Source organism: Streptomyces sp. R302, assembly GCF_012927245.1.
Lineage (GTDB): Bacteria > Actinomycetota > Actinomycetes > Streptomycetales > Streptomycetaceae > Streptomyces.
Genome location: NZ_JABBGE010000012.1, coordinates 190,164 through 214,917 on the forward strand (window position 1 = coordinate 190,164; position 24,754 = coordinate 214,917).

16 protein-coding genes and 1 pseudogene are annotated in these 24,754 nt (G+C 71.7%); 10 read left to right on the forward strand and 7 right to left on the reverse strand.

What is annotated here, in order from left to right; genetic code table 11:
- Nucleotides 1-761: 761 nt before the first annotated feature.
- A pseudogene (locus HHL19_RS31770) lies at nt 762-2,087 on the reverse strand (glycoside hydrolase family 3 N-terminal domain-containing protein); the annotation flags it as partial.
- A 322-nt stretch (nt 2,088-2,409) separates the two neighbouring features.
- Between HHL19_RS31770 and HHL19_RS31775 the strand changes: the two are divergent.
- The 6 genes from HHL19_RS31775 to HHL19_RS31800 all read left to right on the forward strand — a co-directional run bounded on the left by HHL19_RS31775 (nt 2,410) and on the right by HHL19_RS31800 (nt 11,177).
- Nucleotides 2,410-4,086, forward strand: a complete 1,677-nt coding sequence (locus tag HHL19_RS31775; RefSeq protein WP_169093848.1) for an extracellular solute-binding protein — start codon at nt 2,410-2,412, stop codon at nt 4,084-4,086.
- Nucleotides 4,086-5,138, forward strand: coding sequence for an ABC transporter permease subunit (locus HHL19_RS31780; protein WP_169093849.1), 1,053 nt, complete (start codon nt 4,086-4,088; stop codon nt 5,136-5,138). Before HHL19_RS31775 ends, HHL19_RS31780 begins: the two co-directional genes overlap by 1 nt.
- On the forward strand, nt 5,135-6,061 hold the full coding sequence (locus tag HHL19_RS31785) for a carbohydrate ABC transporter permease (RefSeq protein ID WP_169093850.1): 927 nt from the start codon (nt 5,135-5,137) through the stop codon (nt 6,059-6,061). Before HHL19_RS31780 ends, HHL19_RS31785 begins: the two co-directional genes overlap by 4 nt.
- Before the next feature lie 103 nt (nt 6,062-6,164).
- Nucleotides 6,165-8,402 (forward strand): sialidase family protein, encoded by a 2,238-nt coding sequence (locus tag HHL19_RS31790; RefSeq protein WP_169093851.1) that lies wholly within the window; start codon nt 6,165-6,167, stop codon nt 8,400-8,402.
- Nucleotides 8,402-10,369, forward strand: a complete 1,968-nt coding sequence (locus HHL19_RS31795) for a beta-galactosidase (RefSeq protein WP_169093852.1) — start codon at nt 8,402-8,404, stop codon at nt 10,367-10,369. Before HHL19_RS31790 ends, HHL19_RS31795 begins: the two co-directional genes overlap by 1 nt.
- Before the next feature lie 91 nt (nt 10,370-10,460).
- Nucleotides 10,461-11,177, forward strand: coding sequence for a hypothetical protein (locus tag HHL19_RS31800; protein WP_169093853.1), 717 nt, complete (start codon nt 10,461-10,463; stop codon nt 11,175-11,177).
- A gap of 36 nt (nt 11,178-11,213) precedes the next feature.
- Here HHL19_RS31800 and HHL19_RS31805 read toward each other — a convergent pair whose 3' ends face one another.
- The 5 genes from HHL19_RS31805 to HHL19_RS31825 form a co-directional block, all read right to left on the reverse strand.
- Complete coding sequence (locus tag HHL19_RS31805) at nt 11,214-12,401, reverse strand: sulfotransferase (RefSeq protein WP_169093854.1); 1,188 nt, start codon at nt 12,399-12,401, stop codon at nt 11,214-11,216.
- A gap of 86 nt (nt 12,402-12,487) precedes the next feature.
- On the reverse strand, nt 12,488-13,492 hold the full coding sequence (locus HHL19_RS31810; RefSeq protein ID WP_169093855.1) for a LacI family DNA-binding transcriptional regulator: 1,005 nt from the start codon (nt 13,490-13,492) through the stop codon (nt 12,488-12,490).
- A 148-nt stretch (nt 13,493-13,640) separates the two neighbouring features.
- Nucleotides 13,641-15,125 (reverse strand): glycoside hydrolase family 43 protein, encoded by a 1,485-nt coding sequence (locus tag HHL19_RS31815; RefSeq protein ID WP_240982000.1) that lies wholly within the window; start codon nt 15,123-15,125, stop codon nt 13,641-13,643.
- A gap of 93 nt (nt 15,126-15,218) precedes the next feature.
- Nucleotides 15,219-17,354 (reverse strand): glycoside hydrolase family 36 protein, encoded by a 2,136-nt coding sequence (locus tag HHL19_RS31820; protein WP_169093857.1) that lies wholly within the window; start codon nt 17,352-17,354, stop codon nt 15,219-15,221.
- Nucleotides 17,355-17,522: 168 nt separating this feature from the next.
- A complete protein-coding gene (locus HHL19_RS31825) occupies nt 17,523-18,437 on the reverse strand; it encodes a helix-turn-helix domain-containing protein (protein ID WP_169093858.1) in 915 nt (304 codons plus the stop codon).
- A 51-nt stretch (nt 18,438-18,488) separates the two neighbouring features.
- Here HHL19_RS31825 and HHL19_RS31830 point away from each other — a divergent pair, with 51 nt between their 5' ends.
- Entirely contained in the window at nt 18,489-19,682 is a 1,194-nt protein-coding gene (locus HHL19_RS31830; RefSeq protein ID WP_169093859.1) for a Gfo/Idh/MocA family oxidoreductase, read from the forward strand.
- A 7-nt stretch (nt 19,683-19,689) separates the two neighbouring features.
- Here the strand turns inward: HHL19_RS31830 and HHL19_RS31835 are convergent, their stop codons facing one another.
- Complete coding sequence (locus HHL19_RS31835; RefSeq protein ID WP_169093860.1) at nt 19,690-20,508, reverse strand: AraC family transcriptional regulator; 819 nt, start codon at nt 20,506-20,508, stop codon at nt 19,690-19,692.
- Nucleotides 20,509-20,609: 101 nt separating this feature from the next.
- On the opposite strand from HHL19_RS31835, the gene HHL19_RS31840 reads away from it, so the two are divergent.
- From HHL19_RS31840 to HHL19_RS31850, 3 genes are all read left to right on the forward strand, one after another.
- Nucleotides 20,610-21,425, forward strand: a complete 816-nt coding sequence (locus HHL19_RS31840) for a phytanoyl-CoA dioxygenase family protein (RefSeq protein ID WP_206325571.1) — start codon at nt 20,610-20,612, stop codon at nt 21,423-21,425.
- A gap of 56 nt (nt 21,426-21,481) precedes the next feature.
- Nucleotides 21,482-21,784, forward strand: coding sequence for a hypothetical protein (locus HHL19_RS31845; RefSeq protein WP_169093884.1), 303 nt, complete (start codon nt 21,482-21,484; stop codon nt 21,782-21,784).
- A 63-nt stretch (nt 21,785-21,847) separates the two neighbouring features.
- Complete coding sequence (locus tag HHL19_RS31850) at nt 21,848-24,718, forward strand: glycoside hydrolase family 3 C-terminal domain-containing protein (protein WP_346768495.1); 2,871 nt, start codon at nt 21,848-21,850, stop codon at nt 24,716-24,718.
- Nucleotides 24,719-24,754 lie beyond the last annotated feature (36 nt).

The following is a 24,754-nucleotide window of genomic DNA, read 5'->3' on the forward strand; positions in this document are numbered from 1 at the left end:
GCTCGCCCCGATCCCCGTGGCGCCCGGCCGCGAGGGCCGCGCACCGCGCGAACGCGTCGACGGTCTCCCGGACGCGCCGGCCACCGCCTGCGGCGCAGCCCCCGGGGGATGACGTCTCCCAGTCCTGCGGGAGGTCACCGTGGCAGAGCGCGACCGTCGACGCGGCCAGGCCGGTCGAGTGGGCACGTCCGAGCCGTGGCCGCGGCCGCCTTCGTGGTCGGCGCACGGCCACACGGTGGCGGCTGTGCCGGCGCGGGTACCCGATGCACTTCGGGCACGGGCCCTCGCCGCCCAGGCCCCTGCACGAGGCCGTCACCGGCCGACCGGTGTGAGGGGCCTCGGAGCAAGCTCCCTCGGTGTGCCCGGCACCGACGCCCTCGGGCGTGAGCGCCCGTGGTGAACCACCTGGTCCCACGGGAGCGCGGGATCGCGGAACGGCCACCGACGAACGGGGGGCTGGGAAGCAGAACCCACGGGAGAGACACCTCACGAGCTGGGAGAGATCGGTTGGTGAAGCGCTTCGACGCTGCCACCCCCAAGTGGTGATGTCAATGCTTGGTAAGAAGGACGACTCCCGCGTGTCAGCCCTCTTGCTGCGTAAAGGGTTCCTCGCTACGGCTGCTCGGCCGAGCGAAGCGCTTCGACGAACCGCACATCACGGCGGACCGCGACCCGGCTCTTCCCAGCGTCACGTGCGTCGTCGGCCCGGCCGGGCGGGAGACCGATGATGTCGAACGCGGACCGGGAGAAGCCGGGTCCTCGAAGATCTCCCCGTTCCCCTCGGCAACCTTCAGGCCGTCGGCGGCGACAGAGAGGGGGCGACCCGTACCGATGTGCCGAAGGAGGTGGCCGTTCTCGTGCGGTTCCGGGCGGAACGTCTCCTGGACGACCCGGCCTCCGGGCTGGTCGGCGGAGGCCAGGACAGGGCCGTCCCCGGCGACGGAGAGGCGGCGGCCGTCGGGGGCGCGCGGGGTCGGCACGCCCGGGACGTGCAGGAAGGTTCCGGCAGAGGTCTTCAGCAGGATCCGGTCCAAGCCCTCCGCGAACCGTACGCCCTCCGCGAACCGCACGCGCTCCGACCCGAACCGCTCGGTCAGGCCCGTCAGCGGCGTGCAGCGGTGCGGCGGCGTACCGCTGCACCAGTCGAGCTCGCACGCGTCGGCGAGCGGCCCGACCACCGCGAGCCGGATGCCGGGCACGAGCGGCAGCAGGCCACCGCTGTTCTTGAGCGGCGCGACCGCCTGCCCGGCCGCCTCTTGCGCGAGGGCCCGGTGGTCCGGGGTGTCGCAGGCCGTGGTGAGCGCGGGCGGGTCGTCCTCCGGGTCGAACTCGCCGAGCCGGAAACGGACCGAGAGCCGGCGGCGGACCGCCGCGTCGACGTCCGGCTCGGTCAGGAGGCCCCGCTGCGGGGCGCCGCGGACCCGTGCGGTGATCTCCGAACTGTCGGTGCCGTGGTCGGTGCAGCTGTCGACGCCGGCCGGCAACGCGGCGGCCGTCGCCTCCTCGTGGGTCTCGAAGCAGTGCTCGGAGTCGACCAGGGTGGAGGGCGCGCCCGCGTCCGAGCGGACGAGCGGCTCCTCGTCGGTCCGGGTGCGCAGATGCTCGCGCAGAGAGGGCGGGACGTGGTTCGGGCGGCCGTTGACCAGGTTGTACGCCGGCATCATCCCGGCCGTGGCGCCCGCCTCGACCGTCTCGCGGAAGGCCCGCAGGCCGTACTCGTGCGGGACGCGCGGGTGGACCGAGGAGGACGTGACGTCGCGGCCCGTCGCGTCGGCGTGGGTCGGCCAGTGCTTCAGGACGGGCGCGGTGCGCCGGTACGCCGGGTGCTCGCCCCGCAGGCCGCGCGTGGAGGCGGTGGCGATGGCCGAGGTGGGCTTCGGGTCCTCCGAGTAGCCCTCCTCGTTGCGGCCCCACAGCGGGTGGCGCGGCGGGTTCACGGTCGGGGCCCGGACGTTCAGGCCCACGCGGTCGTCGCGGGCGCGCATCGCGCGGACCTCCTTGGGCACCGCCTCGCCGACCCGTCGTACGAGACCCGCGTTCCAGGTCGCGCCCAGGCCCGCCGCCTGCGGGAAGACGGTGGCCGGCCCTTGAGGGGGAGCGGCAGGCGCTCGTGAAGCGCTTCGATGCTCATCAGTCCGCAGGGCAGGTGTCAAGAGAGCGGGGTCATCGCATGCAAGAGGGCCTACAGGAAGGGCCCGGAGTCGCCTTCTGCCCCTCGGAGGAATCTTGGAAGCGACTCTTGTGCGCCCCTGGGTGTTGACTTAACCTCGCTGCAACATCGAAGCGCTTCGACTAGGCATTGCGCCGCAGTGGTCGAATGTCCGCTTTCAGCTCAGCCAGTTCCCGTCACGACACCGCAGCCGACGGCCCACCGCCGGGTGTCCAGGTGCGCCACGAAGGGTTGACGCAATGACGCCGAATGCCGCCTCCTCCGGACTGAGTCGGAGAAGCTTCCTCGCCTCCACGGCGGTCGCCACCGCAGCGGTGGCCGGGGGGATGCCGCTCCTCGCCGCCTGCAGCGATACGGGGAGCGGCGGGTCGCGAGAGGGCGCCACGTCGGGCAAGGCCGCGGACAAGCTGCTCCCGGCCTATGTCGCCAGCACGGTCGCCGAGCCTGACATTCCGGCGAAGAACGGCTCGTCGGCCGGGTACACCGGCAAGGTCGATCTCGCGGCCCTCGCCACCTCGGTCCCGACGAGGCTCGGCACCGGCGCTCCCCTGGAGATCATGGCCCCGCTCTGGGGCACCCCGCCGAAGCCCGGGTGCCCGTACTACACGGCGCTCGACGCCGCGGCGGGCACCAAGATCACCTGGCAGAACCAGGACGGCAACACCTACGGCGAGAAGCTCGGTGCCGTTCTCGCCTCCAGCTCCATACCCGACATGGTGGTCGTGCCGAGCTGGGAACTGGTCGGCAAGATCTCGACCGCCGTCACCGCGAAGTTCATGGACCTCGGCCCCTACCTGGCGGGCGACAAGGTCAAGAAGTACCCGAACCTGGCCGCGATCCCGACCGACTCCTGGCGCATGAGCATCTTCGGCGGCGCGCTGCGCGGCATCCCGATGCCCGCCGCCGCCGTGCCCAACATCGTGCCCTTCTACCGCAAGGACGTCTTCGACAAGAAGGGCTACACGGTTCCCACGTCGCCCGACGAGTTCCTCGCCTGGGCCAAGGAGGCCACCAGCGCCAAGGCCAGGGTGTGGGCCTGCGGTGACATGAGGTGGTCGGCGGCGGGCATCTTCGGTGTCCGCCCCGCCGGGTCGCTCGGCTGGAACATCGGGGACGACGGCAAGCTGACGTACCGCATCGAGCACCCTGAGTACCTCGAACATCTGGAGTGGGTCCGCAAGCTGTTCGCCGCGGGCGTCGTCCATCCCGACGACAAGGCGAACACGGGCGACCCGAGCCAGCGGTTCACCGCCGGACAGGTCCTGGTCTACAACAACGACATGTCCTCCTGGTACGGCAAGACCGCCGAACAGGCCAGGTCCAACCCGGACTTCGAGATCGCCGGCATGGACTACTTCGGCGCCGACGGCGGCAGCCCGACGCTGTACGCCGGCCAGCCCGCCGGCATCTGGTCGATGATCCGCAAGGACGCCTCGAAGGAGACCGTCGAGAACGCGCTGGCCGCCGCCAACTTCGCGGCCGCGCCCTACGGCACCAAGGAGCGGATGTTCGTCGACTACGGCGTCGAGGGCACCCACTACACGGTCGAGAACGGCGCCCCGGTGAAGAACGACCGGGGCATCCAGGAGGTGAACAACGCCTGGGTGCTGCTCGCGGCCCCGGCCCCCTACACCGCCCACCCCGACCTCCCCGACATCACCCGCATGCAGGTCGAGTGGCAGCAGCGGCAGGGCGCCTTCGTCAAGAAGACGTCCACCTACGGCATGAACATCGTCGAGCCGACCCGGTACGCCACCCTCTCCAGCCAGTTCGAGCAGCTGGAGATCGACTTCGTGCGCGGCAACAAGAAGCTCTCCGACATCCAGCAGGCCATCTCCACCTGGAAGTCCTCCGGCGGCGACAAGCTGCGCGACTGGTACAAGGAGCTCCTCGACAAGAACGGCAGCGGCAACTGATGTCCGTCACGGCCGGGAGCAGGGCCGGCGGGACGCGTCCCCCGGCGGCCGCCGAAGAGCCGGTGGCGGCGGTCGCCGAGGCCACCGTGAAGGAGAGCGCGCCGCGCGGGGCCGCCAAGCCCGGCAAGGTCCCGTTCCGGGTCCGGTGGCGCCGCGACCGCGCGCTCATCCTGATGACCCTGCCCGTCATCGCCCTGCTCCTGCTCTTCAACTACGTCCCGCTGCTCGGCAACGTCGTCGCCTTCCAGGAGTACGACCCGTACGTCTCGAGCAACGGCATCACGGCGATCTTCCACAGCCCCTGGGTGGGCGTGGAGCAGTTCTCGCGGATGCTCGACGACCCGCTGTTCTGGAGCGCCGCGAAGAACACCATCGTCCTGTTCGTGCTCCAACTGGTGCTGTTCTTCCCCGTCCCCATCGCCCTCGCGCTGGTCATCAACAGCGTGATCCGGCCCCGGGTGCGGGCCGTGGCGCAGGCGATCATGTACCTGCCGCACTTCTTCTCGTGGGTGCTCGTCGTCACCGTGTTCCAGCAGATCCTCGGCGGCGCGGGCATCATCGCGCAGACCCTGGAGAAGCACGGGTGGAGCGGCTTCGACCTGATGACCGACGCGGACCTCTTCAAGTACCTGGTCACCGCGCAGGCCGTGTGGAAGGACGCCGGCTGGGGGATCATCGTCTTCCTCGCGGCGCTCTCCGCCGTCAGCACCGACCTGTACGAGGCCGCGGCCATGGACGGCGCGGGGCGCTGGCGACGCATGTGGCACGTCACGCTGCCCGCGCTGCGCCCGGTGATCGCCCTGCTCCTCGTCCTCAGGGTGGGCGACGCGCTGAGCGTCGGATTCGAGCAGTTCCTGCTCCAGCGGTACGCGGTCGGCGCGGGGGCCAGCGAGGTCCTCGACACCTACGTGTGGAACATGGGCATCCAGAACGGCGACTTCAGCTACGCGGCCGCGGTCGGCCTGGCCAAGGGACTCATCGGAGTCTGTCTCGTCCTGGGCGCGAACAAGTTCGCGCACCTGCTGGGCGAGCAGGGGGTGTACAAGAAGTGAGCCTCAACACGCAGCTCATCCGCAGCCTCAGGGCTCCCGCCCGCCCCGTGTGGGAGGAGCCGCCGAGCAAGGCGGGACTCGCCGCCAAGGGCGGTTTCCTCGCGCTCTGCTGTCTGGGAGTGCTCGGCCCGCTGTGGATCGTGATCGTCACCAGCCTCTCCCCGAAGCCCGTGATCGACCAGGCCGGCGGCCTCGTCGTGATCCCGCAGGGCATCACCTTCATCAACTACACGGAACTCCTCAGCGGGGGCCAGGTCAGCCGGGCGATCATGGTCTCGGTCGGTGTCACGCTCTTCGGCACGCTGTTCTCGATGACGGTGTCGGTGCTCGCGGCCTACGGCCTGTCGCGGCCGGGGAGTCTGGGCCACCGGTTCTTCCTGATGGCCATCATGGCGACCATGTTCTTCGGGGCCGGCCTCATTCCGACGTACCTCCTGGTGCAGTCGCTGGGCCTCACCGACACCTATCTGTCACTGATCCTGCCGAGTGCCGTCAGCGTCTTCAACATCCTCGTGCTGCGGGCCTTCTTCATGGGGATCTCACCCGAACTCACCGAGTCCGCCCGCATCGACGGGGCCGGCGAGATGCGCATCCTGCTCACCATCATCGTGCCGCTGTCGCGCGCGGTGCTCGCCGTCATCTCGCTGTTCTACGCGGTCGGGTACTGGAGCGCCTGGTTCAACGCGTCCATCTACCTCAGCGACCAGCAGATGATGCCGCTGCAGAACGTGCTCATCCAGCTGGTCCAGAAGAACACCGAGGCGCCGACCGGCCTCCAGCAGGCGGTCCGCACCGGCCAACTCTCCTCCCTGGGGCTGCAGATGGCCGTCATGGTCCTCGCGCTGATCCCGGTCGCGGTGGCCTCCCCGTTCGTCCAGCGCCACTTCAAGAAGGGCATGCTCACGGGAGCCGTCAAGGGCTGACGCCCTCTGGTCGCGCCCACGCGGCGGAGCCGCGCGCGTCGACACGGCCCCGCGCCCTGATCCCCGCTCGATCCCCCCTTCCGTCTCAGGACCGAGGTATGTCATGAGCACGTTCCACCTCAGCAGGCGCTCCGTTCTCGCCGGCTCCGCCGCCGCGGCCGCGGTCGTCTCCCTGCCCGCGCTCTCGGGGCAGGCGCGGGCCGCCGCCCCCTCGGCCGCCGCCCCCTCGGCCGTCGCCGAGACCGGCTACCGGTGGCGCGGCGTCGCCATGGGCGGCACCGGCTTCATCAGCGGGGTGCTGTTCCACCCTTCGGTACGAGGGCTCGCCTACGCCAGGACCGACATCGGGGGCGCCTACCGCTGGGACGACCGCACCGACCGCTGGATCCCGCTGACCGACCACCTCGGCTGGGACGACTGGAACCTCCTCGGCGTCGAGGCCATGGCCGTCGACCCGACCCACCGGAACAGGCTGTACCTGGCCCTCGGCACGTACACGCAGCCCTGGGCCGGCAACGGAGCCGTACTGCGGTCCGAGGACCGGGGCGCCACCTGGAAGCGCACGGACCTCACCGTGAAGCTCGGAGCCAACGAGGACGGGCGCGGTTGCGGCGAACGGCTCCTGGTCGACCCGCGGAACTGCGACACGCTGTGGCTCGGCACCCGCCACGACGGACTGCTCAAGTCGACGGACCGAGGCGCCACCTGGCGGCCCGCGGCCTTCCCCGCCACCCCGAGCGCCACCGGTCAGGGCATCACCCTCCTGGTCGCCGCGGGCCGTACCGTCTACGCCGGCTGGGGCGACTCCGACGGCACCGCCGGCAGCCCCCACCTGTACCGCACGTCCGACGGAAGGACCTGGGAGCCCGTTCCCGGGCAGCCGACCGGCACCGCCGCCAGGGTGCCGATCCGCGCCGCGTACGACCGCCTCACCCGCGAGCTGTACGTGACGTACGCCGACGCCCCCGGCCCCAACGGCCAGTCCGACGGCAGCGTGCACAAGCTGCGGACGACGAACGGGACGTGGACCGAGGTCACCCCCGTGAAGCCCGGCGGGGTGACGGGCGACGGCGGGACCGACGCCTTCGGCTACGGCGGCGTCGCCGTCGACGCCCGTCGGCCGGGGACGCTCGTCGTGTCCACCAACAACCGCTGGTCCGAGATCGACACCGTCTTCCGATCCACCGACGGCGGCCGCACCTGGACGTCCCTGAAGGACGAGGCCGTCCTCGACGTCTCCGAGACCCCCTACCTCAAGTGGGGTGGCGACGAGGCCAAGTTCGGCTGGTGGATCCAGGCCCTCGGCCTCGACCCGTTCGACTCCCGCCACGTCGTCTACGGCACCGGCGCGACCCTGTACGGCACGCGCGACCTCAGGCGCTGGGCACCGCAGATCCGCGGCCTGGAGGAGACCGCGATCCTTCACCTGATCTCGCCGCCGGTCGGAGAGGCGCATCTGATCAGCGGAAACGGCGACATCGGCGTGATGTACCACGAGTCGCTCACCGCATCCCCCTCGCGCGGCATGGCGTCGAACCCCGTGTTCGGTTCGACGACGGGACTCGCCCAGGCCGCGGCCCGACCCTCGTACGTCGTCCGCACCGGCTGGAGCGGGAGCGCCAACGGCGCCTGGTCGGACGACGGCGGAAAGACCTGGTCGCCCTTCGCGTCACAGCCGGCCGCCGCCAAGGACGCGCCCGGCCCGATCGTCACCAACGCCGACGGCAGTGTGCTGCTGTGGTCCCCCGGGGCCTCGAACGGCACCGTCCCCCCGGCGTACCGCTCGACGGACAACGGCGCCACCTGGTCCGAGGCCACCTCCGTCCCGAAGGGCGCCGTCCTGGTCGCCGACCCCGTGGACCGGACGCTCTTCTACGCCTACGACACGACCGCCGGCACGGTCCACGCCAGCACCGACAGCGGCCTGACGTTCACCACCACGGCCACCGGCCTGCCCTCGGGCGACGCGCAGTTCCAGCTGATCGCGGCACCGGGGCGCTCCGGTGATCTGTGGCTCAGCGCGAAGGAGGCCGGGCTGTACCGCTCCACCGACGGCGGCGCCACCTTCACCAGGGTCGGCAGCTGCCGGTCCTCGCACACCCTGGGCTTCGGCAAGGCCGCCCCGGGCGCCACCTACCCGGCGATCTACATGGTCGGGGCGACGGAGGGCCCCAACGCCGTCCACCGCTCCGACGACGAGGCGAGGAGCTGGGTGCGGATCAACGACGACCAGCACCAGTGGGGCTGGATCGGCCGGGTGGTCACCGGCGATCCCCGCGTCTACGGCCGGGTCTACCTCGGCACCAACGGGCGCGGCGTGCAGTACGGGGAGCCCGTCTGATGCCCGGGCTGAGCGACGCGACCCGCGGCCGCCTTCTCTTCGGCGGCGACTACAACCCGGAGCAGTGGCCCGAGGAGACCTGGCACGAGGACGTCCGGCTGATGAAGGCGGCCGGGGTCAACTCGGTCACCCTCGGGGTCTTCTCCTGGTCGGTGCTGGAACCGGAGCCGGGCGCACGGGAGTTCGGCCGACTGGACACGGTGATGGACCTGATGCACGACAACGGCATCGGCGTCGTCCTCGCCACCCCGACCGCCTCGCCCCCGCCCTGGATGGGCCGACTGCACCCGGACACCCTGCCCGTCACCGAGGACGGCCGCACCGAGTGGTGGGGCGGCCGGCAGCACTTCTCGCACTCCAGCGCCACCTACCGGCGCTACGCCGCCGCCATCACCGAGGACCTCGCCGCCCGCTACGCCGGCCACCCGGCGCTGACGATGTGGCACATCAACAACGAGTACTGCACCTTCGACCACGGCGACGAGGCCGCGGCGGCCTTCCGCCACTGGCTGCGCGAGAGGTACGGCACGCTCGACGCCCTCAACGAGGCCTGGGGCACGGCCTTCTGGAGCCAGGGGTACGACACCTGGGACGGCATCCTGCCGCCCCGCCTGGCCCACTACATGCGCAACCCCACCCAGGTCCTCGACTTCAGGCGCTTCACCTCGGACATGCTCCTGGAGTGCTACGTCGCCGAGCGGGACATCGTCCGCCGCCACACCCCGGACATCCCCGTCACCAGCAACTTCATGCCGCTGTGGATGGGGCAGGACGCCTGGCGCTGGGCCGAGGAGGAGGACGTGGTCTCCGTCGACATCTACCCGGATCCGCGCGACCCGCTGGGCGCCCAGAGCGGCGCCCTCGTGCAGGACATGACCCGATCCCAGGCGCGCGGGCCGTGGATGCTCATGGAGCAGGCCGCCGGGCCCGTCAACTGGCGGGGCGTGAACCACCCGAAGCCCCGGGGCCTCAACCGGCTCTGGTCCCTGCAGGCCGTGGCCCGGGGCGCCGACGCCGTCTGCTACTTCCAGTGGCGGCAGTCCCGGCAGGGCGCGGAGAAGTTCCACTCCGGCATGGTCAGCCATGCCGGCGAGGAGGGCCGGACGTACCAGGAGGTCAAGCAGCTCGGCGCGGAGCTGGAGCGGATCGCCGCCGAGACGGCCGGCCGGACCGTCACCGCGGGCATCGCGATCCTCCACGACTGGCACGCCTGGTGGGCCGGCGCCCAGGACGGCCGCCTGTCCGGCCAGGTGGACTACCCGGACGTCCTGCGCGCCTGGCACCGAGCCCTCTGGGAGGCGCACCTCACCACCGACTTCGCCCATCCCGAGCACGACCTGACGCCGTACTCCGTGGTCGTCGTGCCGCAGCTGTACGCCCTCACCGACGCGGCGATCGACAACCTCCTCGCCCATGTCCGCGGGGGCGGCACCCTCGTCTGCGGCTTCCAGACCGGCGTCGCCGACGAGGACGACCGGGTCCGCGCCGGTGGCATGGACCACCGGCTGCGCGAGCTGTTCGGCATCCGCACCCTGCACGAGTGGTGGCCGCTGGACGTGGGGGAGACCGTCACCTGCGAGGGCTTCAGGGCGTCCCTGTGGTCGGAGGAGCTGGAGGCCGACGGTTCCGCCGACGAGACCGTGCCGTACAAGGGCGGTGAACTCGACGGACTGCCCGCCGTCCTCCGCAAGGGCCGGGCCTGGTACGTCTCCACCCTCCCGGAGCCGCGGACGCTGCGCGACCTGCTGGCCCGCATCGCCTCCGCCGCGGGCGTCCGGCCGGTGCTCGACGGTCTCCCCGAGCAGGTCGAGGCCGTCCGCCGGGGCGAGGCGCTGTTCCTGCTCAACCACGGCCGCGAGCCGGTGACCGTCGAGGTGCCCGGCACGCACCACGATCTCCTCACGGGGACGTCCGTCACCGACCGGGTCACCCTCGGCCGCCACGGCGTGGCGGTGCTCCGGCCATGACTCCTGCGGACGGACCCGTACACGGCACCGTCCGCACCAGCTCCCCCCACCGGATTCCCCACCACATCCCCCCACCCATGGAAGGGACACCATGGTCAGAAGCACGATGCGAAAGATCACCATGGCGGTGCTGGCGCCGGCGACGGCTCTCGGTGCCACCGTCGCCCTGGCCTCCGCCCCCGCTTCGGCAGCCGTCTGGAGCTCCTGCGACCGATGGGGCAACACCGGCCTGGACGGCTACAGGCTCTACAACAACATCTGGGGGTCCGGCGCCGGCAGCCAGTGCGTCTGGGCCAACTCCGGGACCAGCTGGGGCGTCTGGGCCGACCATCCCGACACCGGCGGCATCAAGTCGTACCCCAACGCGACGAAGACGATCAACAAGACGATCGACTCGCTCGCCAGGCTCACCAGCACCTACAACGTCAGCGTCCCGTCGTCCGGCGCGTACAACACGTCGTACGACATCTGGGACACCGACCACCAGTACGAGATCATGCTCTGGGTCAACGACAACGGACCCGTGGGACCGATCGGCGGCTACCAGGGCAACGTCACCCTCGGCGGCCACAACTGGAACGTCTACAAGGGCACCAACGGGGCGAACCAGGTGTTCTCGTTCCTGCGGACGTCCGACTCCCGCTCCGGCACCGTGGAGATCAAGCCGGTCCTCGACTGGATCGCCCACACCAAGGGCTGGATGCCCGGCAGCGAGACCATCGGCGACGTGCAGTTCGGCTATGAGATCACCTCGTCGTCCGGCGGACTCGACTTCCGCACCGACCACCTGACCATCAGCGGCGGCTGATCCGGCACCGGGGCCGAGGCCGGTCCCGCCTTCTCGTCAGGCGGGGTCGACCTCGGCCCGCAGTGCGTCGTACTCCGCGAACGCGGACTCGACATCGGAGCGGCTCAGGCCGTAGCGGCTCAGGTCGTAGGTGTGCTTGCGGGCGCCCTTGGGGCGGGCGACGGCGGCGGGGAGCCGGGCCGCGTCCGCCTCCGTCCAGGGGGCGCCGACAGCCGCGTAGAGCTTGGGGGCACCGGTGGCGGGGTCGGACCCGAGCCAGGAGTACGGGGCGTCCACCAACTGCTCCGGCGGGATGTCGGCCCGGGCCGCGAGGCCGCGTGCCATGGCGCGGCTCAGCAGGCCGAGCCAGGTGGCGCCGATGTCCTCCAGGTCGAGCGGGCGGGTGCTGATGGCCATGCCGTGCTCGACCAGGGAGCAGTAGGAGGCCAGGGCGGTGACCGGATCGCGGTGGCACCACACGATCACGGCGTCGGGGAAGACCGTGCGCAGTGCGTCCAGGTTCTCCAGGTGCATGGGGGACTTCAGCATCCAGCGCCGCCGCGGGCGGCCGTACTGCAGCACCTGGTAGACCTGCTTGAGATACCGGTAGTCGGGGACGAAGTCCCGCTCGCAGTGCCAGTTCCGGTACTCGGGGAGACGGGCCTGGGCGAACGGCATCAGGGCGTGCGGGAGGGCGAACGTGCATTCCTCGGGCCCCTCGGCGGCCATCGCGTGGATGTCGCGGAAGCGCGGTGCGAACAGGTCGGCGCCCTGGACCAGCCGACGCCCGGCGGTGACCGCCTTCCGCCGCTGCCGGGGCGGCAGGTCCAGGTCGGGCGTGAGCAGTTCCCAGAGCCGGGGACAGCGGTGCTCGTCCGAGATCGACAGCACGGAGTGCGTGACCGTGGTCGCCGTGCGCGGCAGTCCGACGACGAACACCGGCTTCTCGATCGGCTCCCGCTCGATCTCCGGATGCTCGGCGATCAGCCGCCGGACGCGGGCCCGGTTGGTGAGGTGCCGGCGCACATGCGTCTGCGCCGACTGCCAGCCGACCGGGGTGAGCCCGTCGGCCTTCGCCCACCAGCCGAGGAGTGACCGGAAGTCGTCGACGAACTGGCGGTCACCCGGCGCCTGCCCGGCGGCGGCGGCGATGCCGTCGAAGACCCGGTCGGGGTCGCGTCGGGAGCCGAAGGCCGGGCGCACCAGGAGATCGGCGAGGGTGAGGGCGAGCGGAGACGAGGACATCCAGCCCATCCATCCTTTCTGACTCGCCTGCGGCGAAGGGAGGTCGACCTGACACATGCGGAAGGCGGAGCGGCGGCCGGAAGCCGTCAGGGCGCCGACCCGGTACTCGCCCGCACCGTCAACTCCGGTGCGATCAGCGAGACTTCATCGGTGTCGCGACCGTCGATCTTGGCGACCAGGCGCTCCACGGCCTGCCGGCCCATCTCCTGCGCGGGGATGGAGACCGACGTCAGTCGCACCGAGGCCTGGACGGCCACCTGTTCGGGGCAGATCGCGACCACCGACACGTCCTCGGGGACGGCGCGGCCCTGCCGGCGCAGCAGGGCGAGCAGGGGTTCCACCGCTTGCTCGTTCTGCACGACGAACCCGGAGGTGCCCGGGCGCTCATCGAGGATGCGGGTGACGATGGCGGCGATCGCGTCGTAGCCGCCGCCGCAGGGCCGGTGCAACACCCTGATGCCCAACTCCCGTGCGCGGGAACGGAGTCCGTCGAGGGTGCGCTCGGCGAAGCCGGTGTGCCGTTCGTAGACGGCGGGGGCCTCGCCGATGACGGCGATGTCACGATGGCCGAGCATCGCCAGATGCTCGACGCACATCGCGCCGGTCGCCCTGAAGTCGAGGTCGACGCAGGTCAGTCCTGAGGTGTCGGCGGGCAGTCCGATCAGTACGGAAGGCTGGTCGACGCCGCGCAGCAACGGCAGCCGCTCGTCGTCGAGTTCGACATCCATGAGGATCATCGCGTCGGCGAGCCCACTGCCGGTGACGCGGCGGACGGCTTCGGGGCCCTCCTCGCCGGTCAGCAGCAGTACGTCGTACCCGTGCGCCCGGGCCGTCGTGGCGACCGCGATGGCGATCTCCATCATCACCGGCACGTACATGTCGGTGCGGAGGGGAACCATCAGCGCGATGATGTTCGACCTGCTGCTGGCCAGGGCCCGCGCGCCCGCGTTCGGGTGGTATCCCAGCTCGCGGATGCTCTGCTCGACCTGCAGCCGGGTGGCCGCGGAGATGGGCCGCTTGCCGCTGAGGACATAGCTCACCGTGCTCGCCGACACTCCGGCGTGCTGGGCGACCTCGGCGAGGGTTACCATCCAGCTCTCCCAGCCTTATGAAGCGCTTCGATCAGGTGAGCGTATCGCTCCTGCGTGACATGTGCGTCGACCTTATCCCCGGCGCAGTGCGTTGTCCATCCTTCATTGAAGCGCTTCGATGCGAGGTGTGCGGCTCCGGGTCGGCCGTTCAGCCACCGAGGGGCTCGTAGTCGAACCAGTCGAAGCGGACGGTGCCTTCCGCGGCGTACATTCCGACGACCCGGCCCGTGAAGCCGCCGGCGACCTCGGTCGACAGGTAGCGGCCGTCGAGGGTCGCGAGCTCCGTGAACGTGCCGTCGGGTCGCTCGACGCCGAGGGAGACGACGTCGGGTCCTGTGCACGGTCCGTACGGAGTCGGCGGTTCCGTGATGGTGACGGAGAGGATCACCGGCCCGGCGGGCACGGACCGCGCGGCCACGACCGTGCGCAGGGAGCCGACGCGCGCGATGGCCCGGACCTCCGTGCCGGACACCTCGATCGCGTAGTGGTGCCGCTCGTCGAGCCGGACGGCGAGGCCGCCGCGCCCCTCGGAGGGATCGACCAGGGTGCGCGCCCGGCACGCCGGGTGCTGCTGGCGCCGGCCGGTGAACACCACGTCGGGCTCGTCCAGGGAGCCTCCCCGCGCGCGGAGGGTCAGCCAGCCGGGACGCTCCTCGGTGGTGCAGTGTGCGGCCGGTCGGTCGCGCAGGGAGATCCAGGCCGGTCGCAGTGCGGCGAGGTCGAAGTCGTCCCGCCGCTCCTCGACGGGGCCGGGGGAGAGCGGCCACGGGAGCTCGGGCAGGTCCAGGGCCACCTCGCCGACGACCGGCCAGTCGTCCACCCAGGTCACGGGGGCCAGGAAGGTCTCCCGGCCGAGCACGTGCCAGCCCGGCGTGCCGCCGCCGGGCCGGACACCGAGCAGCACCATCCACCAGGAGCCGTCGGGGCCTTGGACCAGGTCGGCGTGCCCGGTGTTCTGGACGGGGTGGTCGGTTCCGCGGTGGGTGAGGATCGGGTTGGCCGGGCACGGCTCGAACGGGCCGACGGGCGAAGGGCCGCGGGCGATCGAGACACCGTGGCCGCGCTCGGTGCCGCCCTCGGCGATGAGGAGGTACCAGTGGTCGCCGATCCGGTAGAGGTGCGGCGCCTCCGGGGCCTTGGCGCCGGGCCCGCCCGACCAGAGGCGGTGCGGGGTTCCGTACGTCTGCCCGGTGGACGGGTCGAGACGGACCTGCGAGACCCCGGCCACCGTGCACCAGCAGGTGCCGTCCTCCTCCCACGCCAGGTCGGGATCGATGCCGGGGACGCCCGGCGCCCAGATGGGGTCCGACCACGGTCCGGCGGGGTCGGTGGCCGTGACGATCAGGTTGCCGCCGCCCTCGCTGCAGTTGGTGACGATCAACCAGAAGCGGCCGTCGTGGTGGCGCAGGGTGGGGGCGTAGATCCCGCCGGAGGACGGCATGGAGGCGGGCAGACGCAGTTGGTCCGGCCGGTCCAGGGCGTTGCCGATCTGCGTCCAGTGGACCAGGTCGCGGCTGTGGAAGAGGGGGACGCCGGGGAAGTACTCGAAGCTGGAGCAGGCCAGGTAGTAGTCGTCGCCGACGCGGCAGACGCTGGGGTCGGGGTGGAAGCCGGGGATCACGGGGTTGGTCAAGCGTTGGTCCGGTCGGCGCAGTGGTGGCACCCGAGAGGTCCTCTCGTCGGTTCGTGAGGGAGTCGTGGCGTGGTGGTGGGGGAGGGGGGTGGTTCAGGGAGCGCCGGGGGCCGTGGGGGTGATGCGGAGCAGGACGGCGGACGGCGCGGTGGGCAGGGTCAGACTCAGCTCGGCCGTGCCGGGCAGCCAGGTGGATTCGGCCCGGCTGGCGGAGGGATAGAGCAGGTCGATACGGGCGGCCGCATCCCGCAGGTGGGGCAGGCGGAGCGTCGCCACGGCATCGGTTCCCGGGCGGCGCCAGGCCGTGAGGTACGTGGTGGCGGGCGTGCGCAGGGCCAGGGCGATCCAGGGGTCGTCCCAGGCGGGGAGGCCCAGTGGCCAGGACGGCACGGCGTGCGGCAGGTCGGCGCGGATGGCCTTGTACACCGCTACCGCCTCGTGGACCAGGGCGCGGGCCTCCGGCCCGAGTTCGGGAACGCGGCCGGAGAGATGGATCCGGCCGAGCAGCGCGTTGGTCATGGTGAAGGCCACCTCGTCGAGGGAGTCCTCCGGCCGGGGGTACGCCCAGACGGCACCCTGTTCGGGGGTGACGGCGGTGGGCGCGGAGGCCGCGATGGGCGCGTAGAGGTGGAGGTTCTGCTGGTCGCTGGTGGACTGCAGCTGCAGCCGGGAGAGCATGGCGTCGTCCCAGCGCATGCCGCCGGAGGCGCAGTTCTCCACCACCAGGTGCGGGTGCCGGTCGAGGACGCCGTCGAGCCAGTCGAGGTGCGCCCGGTTGTGGCCGAGCAGGCCGTCGCCCGGGGTCTCGCCGGGGCGGGCGCTGGTGCCGGAGCCGGGGTCGATGTTGTGGTCGAGCTTGAGGTAGCCGACGCCCCACTCGCCGACCAGGCGGTCCACGACCCGGTCCAGGTGGGCCCGGGCGGCCGGGTGGCGCAGGTCCAGGTGGTGCCGGCCGGTCTCCGTGACGCGGACGCCGTCGCGGCGGAAGAACGCCTCGTCGGGCAGGGACGTGGCCATGGGACTGTGGACGCCGATGACTTCCGGTTCCAGCCACAGGCCGGGAACCATGCCGCGTCGGCGGATGTGGTCCAGTACCTCGTGGATCCCCTTCTCGCCGGGGAAGCGGGAGGCGGCGGGTTCCCAGGCGCCGACGCTGGTCCACCAGCCGCCGTCACCGTCGTCGTACCAGCCCGCGTCGATGACGAAGTGCTCGGCGCCGGCCTCGGCCGCCGCGTCGATCAGCGGCAGCAGCTTGTCGGTGGTGGGGTCGCCCATCAGGCAGTTCATGTAGTCGTTGAAGATGACGGGCAGGCGCTGGTGGTCGGCGTGAGGGCGGCGCCGGGCGCGGCGGTAGCGGGTCAGCGCGGCGAACGCGGAGTCGGGGCCGCCGTCGGCGCCGAAGGCCAGCGCGGCGGGTACGGTACGGAAGACGGCTCCGGGCTCCAGGGCGTGCCGCCAGCCGTGGTGGGTGTCGGTGGGCCCGAACAGGGCGGCGTAGGCGGCTCCGTCGTGCTCTTGGCACTCCCAGCGCCAGCCCCCGCCGTTGTGCTCGATCTGCCACACCCAACTGCGGCCGGTGCGCCGGTCCGTCAGGCCTCCCATGGGGAGGTGTCCGCAACCGGACCAGGTGCCCTGTCCGTTCAGGGCGAAGCCCGCCTTGCCGTGCCCGTAGGTCACGTGTCCGCTGACGCCGGGTGTGGTCCGGCGCATCGGCTGTCGCTGCCAGCGGCACTCGGCGAGCCAGTCGTTGTCCGCCCACAGCAGGTCGGCGGCGTCGGCGGCCGCCGGGTCCGATGGGGTGAGGCAGCCCACCGCGAGCGAGCTGACCGACTCCAGGTGCAGGGTGGTCCGTCCTTCGTTGCGCAGGATCACTTCACCGCGGAGCACGGGGATGCCGTCCGGTGACCGGTAGGTCACCTCCGCGACCAGACCGGTCTCCGGGTCGTGGAGATGGACGGTCAGCGTGTGCCAGTCGCCGTCGCGGGCCGCGCGGTGGGACCGGTGACGCAGCCGCCGGCCGAGAGCGGTCCCGATCAGGCGGCTGCCCGACCAGTCGCGGCCGTGGCCCGCGGCCGTCACCTCCACCAGGGGGAGGGCCGCACCGGGGACTCGTCGTGCCTCGCCGGGCAGCCCGAGGTACGTGAGGCGCGGGCCGCCGTCGTCATCGAGGGCGAAATCGAGGAGAAGGGCCTCGTGCCCCCAGTGGAAGGTCCCCTGTTCCTCGGTCATGGCGGCCCTTTCGAGGTCGGTGCCGGACGGCGACTGTCGAAGCGCTTCACCCCCAGGCGTAAGCTAACGGACAGCTTTCCTGGCAGACAAGGGTTCTTCCCGCGGAAACCGTCCTCATGACGGGTGGAGAAGCGCTTCGACGCAGTCCCGGGGGAGTCGCCGGGTGAGTCAGAGCCCGCGTCCGCGCCGGAACCGTGCCGGGGTGGTTCCGCACGCGTCGGTGAAGACCCGGTAGAAGCGGCTGACCGAGCCGAAGCCGGCGGCCGCGGCCACCTGGCTCGCGGGAAGGTCGGTGGTGATCAGCAACCGGCGTGCTTCAGCGAGCCGGTACCGCTTCACGTACTCGCCGATCGTGGTACGCACGACCTCGCGGAACCGGGTCATGGCATAGGTCGGGTGCACGTTCGCCGCCGCGGCGACGTCCGCGACGGTGATCGGCTCGCGGAAGTGATGGGCGATGTACCGCGCCATGGACACCGCCTGGCGCAGGGCCGGATCGTCACCGGCGTGTCGATGTGCCGGATCGCCGACCGTGGCGAGCGCCAGGCGCCGGACCCGCGCTTGTATCTCCAGCATCGCGATGCGGTGCAGTTCGTCGTCGCCCGCGGCCAGATCCGCGGCCCACTGGGTGAACTTCGCCGGATCGCTCGCGTCGGCACGGGCCGCGGGAGAGAGCACCGGAACACCCGAGAGCACACGGGCGAGGAGCGGTTGGGGCAGCCCCCAGGCGAGAAACCGCTCGAAGGGCACGTGCAGCCAGTGCACCCGCGTCGCCTGGCTCGCCACCAACTGGTGCGGGATCGCGGCCCAGAACACGGCGAGACCGCCCACCGCGACCTCAAGGAGCTCGCCGCCGTAGAGATAGAGCATCGACCCGCCGCCGGCCACGAAGTTGATCTCCACGTCGTCGTGCCGGTGCGCTGCCGCCATCAGCGTCGGGCGCCCGGACCAGCCGCGCAGGTACGAGGGTTCGTCGACCAGAGCACCCTGAGGATCCAAGAAGTTCTCGCTTCGAAACGGTGCAGACATCGCGTGCGCTCGGATCCTAACGTCATGGAGCAGTGCCGAAGCCCGCACCGTCATGCGACCGGCACCAGCTCGCACCCACTTCTACGTTCCTGATGGAGAATTCGCGTGTTCTCACTCGGCATCGTCGGAGCCGGCCAGTTCGCCGGCTCGTTCGCCAAACTCTGGCGCCTGCACCCCGGCGTCGGTGACATCAAGGTCACCGACCTGCTCCCGGAGCGCGCCGAGCGACTCGTCACCGAGCACGACCTCGCCGGTGCGCTCCCCTCGTTCGAGTCCATGCTCGACTCCGATCTCGACGCCGTCGCCCTCTTCACCCAGCGCTGGACCCACGGCCCCCTCGCCGTGCGGGCCCTGCGTGCGGGCAAGGACGTCTACAGCGCGGTCCCCATGGGCGTGACCGAGGCCGAGATCGCGGACATCATCGCGGCGGTCGAGGAGACCGGCCGGATCTACATGATGGGCGAGACGAGCTACTACCACCCGGCGACCGTCTACGCGCGCGCCCAGATCGCCGCGGGAGCGTTCGGCCGGCTCTTCTACGCGGAAGGCGACTACGTCCACGACATGGACTGGGGCTTCTACGACGCCTACAGGTACAGCGGCGGCGAGAACTGGAAGTCCACCGCCAGCTACCCGCCGCTGCTCTACCCCACGCACTCGATCGGCGGAGTCCTCGGCGCCTGGCGGACGCACGCCGTGAGCGTCTCGGCGATCGGCGTTCCGGACGAGCGCGGCGACGGCGTGTTCGATCGCGAGATCAGTCAGTTCGACAACGACTTCTCCAACGCCACCGCACTGTTCGAGGTCGCGGGTGGCGGCAGCTTCCGCACGAACGAGTTCCGCAGGGTCGGATACATCGGCAAGGAGTCACGCTTCCGCTACTTCGGTACGGAGGCGGTCCTCGAACAACTCGGCTCGGTCAGCCTGTGGCAGGACAAGAAGGGTGAGCGCGACGTCACCGCGCACCTGCATCCCGCACCCACCCTCGCGCCGGACGACCCGGCGCTCTCCCACGTCGCCCCGGAACTGCGCGACGCCTTCACCTCCGGTACCGCACCCGTCCACGACCGCTCCCGACTCCCGCGTGAGTTCGCGCACGCACCCAACGGCCACGAGGGCAGTCACCACTTCCTCGCCGACGACTTCGCCGTCGCGGTCACGACACGGACGCCGCCACCACTGCACGCGTGGACCGCCGCCCGCTACACCCTCCCCGGCATCGTCGCCCACCAGTCCGCCCTCCGGGCCGGTGTGCGCCTCCCCGTCCCCGACCACGGAGACGGCCCCGGAATCCCGTAGCGCGACATCACACAGGGCGATCGTGCGCCGGAGCCGCGGTGTCGCGCGGGGCGGGACCGGCGAAACGGACGGCGCGAGGTGACGCGCCGAGTTCCCGGCGGCAGGCCTTGTTGAAGGCCTGGAGGTCGGGGATGCCGACCGAGGCGGCGACGGCGGGGATGGAGAGCGTGGTGGCCCGCAGGAAATGGCGTGCGCGTTCCATCCGGCGGGCCCGGATGTAGCCGACGACGGTTTCCCCGGTGGCGGCGCGGAAGAGCCGGGTCAGGTGGTTGTGGGAGACGCCGGCCGCCCTCGCGATCTCCGGCACCGTCAGGGACTCCGCCATCCGCGCCTCGATCAGGGCCGTCGCGGCCGCCACCGCCGGATGAACGGCCCGGGCGCTCCGCTCCCGCGGCGGGGTGAGCCGGGCGATCCGCCACAGGGCGGCCCACACCTCGGCGGTGGCCCGGGCCGGGGTGTTCGGCCAGGCGGCCAGCGCCTGTCGCAACTGTGCGGTGAGCGGGTCGAGTTCGGGTCCGGTGTGCTGGATCACGGGAATGCTGTGGGGCGTTCCCTCCGCGCCCAGGCGGAGGTGGGCGTAGAGGTGCTCGGAGCGGCCCCGGTAGCGGTAGCGCACCTCGGTTCCGGGCGGTACGAGGCTGACGCGCCCGGCGCGGATCGCGTGCTCGGTGCCGTCGACCGTCAAGTCGGCCTCGTAGCCGTACAGATGGAGCTGCCACAGGTCCGGCAGCGAGAACACGTCCACCTGGCCGGCCGGACCGTGCACGCCGATACCGACGGCGGCGAGAGTGGGGGGCTCGTCGAGGCGGGCGAGGACCGTCTGCATGGGCAGGTGTTCTACCACGGCGGGCGGCGCAGTGAGAATCGACCAGTGGAGGGTGAACGCGGCCCACCCGGTGCGCGGCGGCCGAACCTAGCGTGGCCGTCATGGAGAACAGACGAGAACTGCTGAACTCGGTTCGGATGGCGCGCTTCGTGGCGCGCGGGTCGCTGCGGCTGGACGCGGTGGTTCCGGCGGCGATGAACGCCGAGGGCCTGGCGGTACTGGCGGGCGGGGTGCCGTCGGTGCCGTACGGGACGCCGCTGTCCGACGCGTACGCGGAGGGATCCTTCGTCCGCAGGCTGCTGGAACTGCCGCGGGTGGCAGGGGCCCTGCGCAGCCTGGTCGGCCCGGAGCCGTGGGTGGACCACCACTTCGTGCACACCCGCGAGCGTCACGGAGGCGCCGCGCAGGCGCTGCACGGGGACGCCATCATCGACGTCCGACCGGACGCCTTCGACGTCCAGTTGATGTACTACCCGCAGGCCGTGACGCTGGAGATGGGCGGAACGCTCAGCGTGCCGGGCAGCCATCTGCGGCGGATCAACGAATCGGACACCGGCCGCTACCAGAACCTGCGCGGTCAGGACCGGTTGGTCTGCCCGGCCGGCACGGTGGTGCTTCTGCACCACGGCATCTGGCACGGGGGCCGGCGCAACGACAGCGACATCGTCCGCTACATGTTCAAGATCCGCTTCAACCCCCGGGTGCGTCAACGACGTCTGTGGGACACCTCGGACCTCCACGACCCGCGGGTGGCGGCGGAGCTGGACGCCATGTTCCCGTGGTACGAGGGAGCGACCGGCCGGCTGGAGCGGTACAACCGCATCCTGCTGTGGCGGGAGCTGACCGGCGACGACGGCTTCGACCTCGACCACTGGGTGACCAGGGTCTCCAACCGCCCGAAGGAGACCGTGGCATGACGACCGAAGCGATCCCGCCCGCGTCGGAGGACGGCGGAGACGCGACCGCCGCCCCGGTGCCGCGGCAGCAGGTGCTCGTGCTGTATCTGGCGAGCTCGGCGCTGGATTCCCAGGTCGTCGGCTGGTCGCGCTACGACGGCACCGGCCGCACCGCGCCCACCACGGGCGACAGCGACGAGCCGCCGTACGAGACGGGGGTGGCCGCGCTGCGGGACGGATGGCGGCTGTTCCAGGCCGCCCAGCTGATTCCGCCGTACCCGGGTCACGAGTACGACGTCTCCTTCCTCAAGCACGAGTTCTTCTTCGAACGGGTCGTCGACGTGATCTCCGCGTCCGTCATTGACAGGTCGCGGTGGTGAATGGAACTGTCGAAGCGCTTCGACGAAGGTCATCCGCAACCGACTCGCCTGAGGGGTTCCCACGTGAGTTCCGCGTCCGCGTCCACGTCCGCATCCGAGCCGCCCGATTTCCGTGATCCCGCGCTGCCGCTGCAGGAGCGCGTCGACGACCTCCTCTCACGGCTCACGCCCGAAGAGCGGCTCGCGATGCTGCACCAGTACGCGCCGGCCGTCCCTCGGCTCGGCCTCGCTGCCTTCCGTACGGGCAGCGAGGCGCTGCACGGGGTCTCCTGGATGGGGGTGGCGACGGTCTTCCCGCAGGCCGTCGGCCTCGGCGCCACCTGGGACGAGGACCTGGCGCGCCGGGTCGCCGAGGCCGTCTCGGTCGAACTGCGCGCCTTCCACCACCACCGCACACCCGCCGTCGGTGACGGTCCCTACAGCCTCCAGGCGTGGGCGCCCGTCCTGAACCTGCTGCGCGACCCGCGCTGGGGACGCAACGAGGAGGGCTACTCCGAGGACCCGGTGCACACCGCCCGGCTCGGCGAGGCGTATTGCCGGGGTCTGTCGGGCGACCACCCGACCTACCTGCGGACGGCTCCCGTCCTCAAGCACTTCCTCGCCTACAACAACGAGGACGACCGCTGCACGACCTCCTCCGGACTGCGCCCGCGCGTCCTCCACGAGTACGACCTGGCCGCCTTCCGGCCCGTCGTCGCCTCCGGCGCCGCGACCGGAGTCATGGCCGCGTACAACCTCGTCAACGGCCGCCCCTGCCACGTCAGCCCGCTGATCGAGACCGAGCTGCGCCGCTGGGCGCGGCCCACCGGACACGAGCTGTTCGTGGTCAGCGACGCCGAGGCCCCCTCGAACCTGGTCGACCCGGAGCGCTACTTCGACGACCACGCCGAGTCCCACGCCGCCGCCCTCAAGGCCGGCATCGACAGCTTCACCGACCACGACGAGGACAGCGCCACGCCGGTCGGCCGACTGCGCGAGGCGCTGGAACGCGGCCTGCTGGCGCAGGCCGACGTGGACCGCGCGGTGCGTCGACAGCTCGAACTCCGGTTCCGACTGGGCGAGTTCGACCCGGACCTCGACCCGTACGCCGGGATCGGCCCGGAGGCGATCGACCGCCCCGAGCACCGCGCCCTGGCCCGGCACGCGGCGACCGAGTCGGTGGTACTGCTCAAGAACGACGGGCTGCTGCCGCTGGACCCGGCGCGGACACCGAGGATCGCCGTCATCGGCCCGCTCGCCGACACGCTGTGCGAGGACTGGTACAGCGGCACCATGCCCTACCAGGTGACCGTCGCCGACGGACTCGCCGCCGCACTCGGCGCCCACGGCGGCGAGGTGGTCCGGGTGGAGGGCGCCGACCGTATCGCGCTGCGCTCCCGCACCACCGGCGAACTCCTCGGCAAGACCGCCTTCGACGTGACCGACTGGGGTGGCGGCGCGCTGACCCTCCGCGCCGCCGTCACCGGGCACTACCTGAGCCTCAAGGACGACGCCACCGTGGCGGCCGACCAGACGGTCCTCAAGAACTGGTTCGTCAAGGAGACCTTCCGGCTCGAACCGGCCGGGGAGGACACGGTGCTGCTGCGCTCCGTGCTCACCGGCCGCTACGCGGCCGTGGATCCGACCGACGGCGGCGTCACCGTGACCGCCGATGCCCCGGACTCCGCCGAACGCTGGGCGCGAGAACTGCTGCGCGACGGCGCGGCCGAGGCCCGGGCAGCCGCCCAGGCGGCCGACGCGGCGGTCGTCGTCCTCGGCAACCACCCCATGATCAACGGCCGTGAGACCGAGGACCGCGTGGACATCGACCTGCCCGCGACGCAGGAGGAGCTGCTCCGCACGGTCGCGGCCGTGCGCCCGGAGACGGCGCTCGTGGTGATGAGCAGCTACCCGTACGCCGTCGACTGGGCCGACGAGCACCTGCCCGCCGTGGTGTGGACCTCCCACGGCGGGCAGGAGACGGGCCACGCGCTGGCCGCCGTACTCCTCGGCGAGGCCGACCCCGCCGGGCGCCTCCCGCAGACCTGGTACCGGGGCGACGATCCGCTGCCGGCCCCGCTCGACTACGACATCATCAAGGCGGGCTGGACCTACCAGTACCACGCGGCCGCGCCCCTCTACGCCTTCGGCCACGGCCTGTCGTACACCGACTTCTCCTACCGCGACCTGCGGTTGTCGCGGTCGTCGACCGGACAGGACGGCGCGGTCGACATCACGGTGACCCTGGCCAACAGCGGTGCCCGGGCCGGCAGCGAGGTGGTGCAGCTCTACGTCCGGCCGCCGGCCACCCGTCACGAGGCGCCCGGACTGCGCCTCGCCGACTTCCGCAAGGTGCGCCTGGAACCGGGAGCGAGCCGCGAGGTGACGTTCCGGCTGCCCGCCGAACGGCTCGCCCACTGGGATGTCACCACCTCCGCCTTCACCGTCGATCCCGGTGAATACGAGATCATCGTCGCCCGCTCCGCCGATCACCCGGTCCTCACCGCACCGCTCACGGTGACCGGGACGGCCGCGGCGCCCCGGCCCGTCGTGGACCGGCGGACCCTGGCCGTCGACTTCGACGACTACGCGGACGTCACCCTCGTCGACGCCACTCGGACCGACGGAGACGCGGTCACGCCCACCGACCCCGCCCGTCCCGGGACGCTTCTCTTCTGTGACGTCGCTCTCTCCGGGGCCGTCCGGATCGAGGCCGAGACCGCCCGCGAGGACGCCGGACCCGGCCAGGCGCGGCTGGTCGTCCAGGCCGGCGACCAGGTGCTGGCCGAGCTCGACGTCCCCCTCACCGGCGACCGCTACACCTGGCGGACCGTCACGGGCGAACTGGACGCCCCGCCCGAGGGCGCCCACGACCTGCGCCTGACCCTGCACGGAGACTTCCGCCTCTGCGCCTTCCGCATCGGCAGCCCTGGCAGCCCCGGTAGCGCCGACTGACCGCTCGCGCGCCCGCCCGTGAACCGGCGGCCCGTC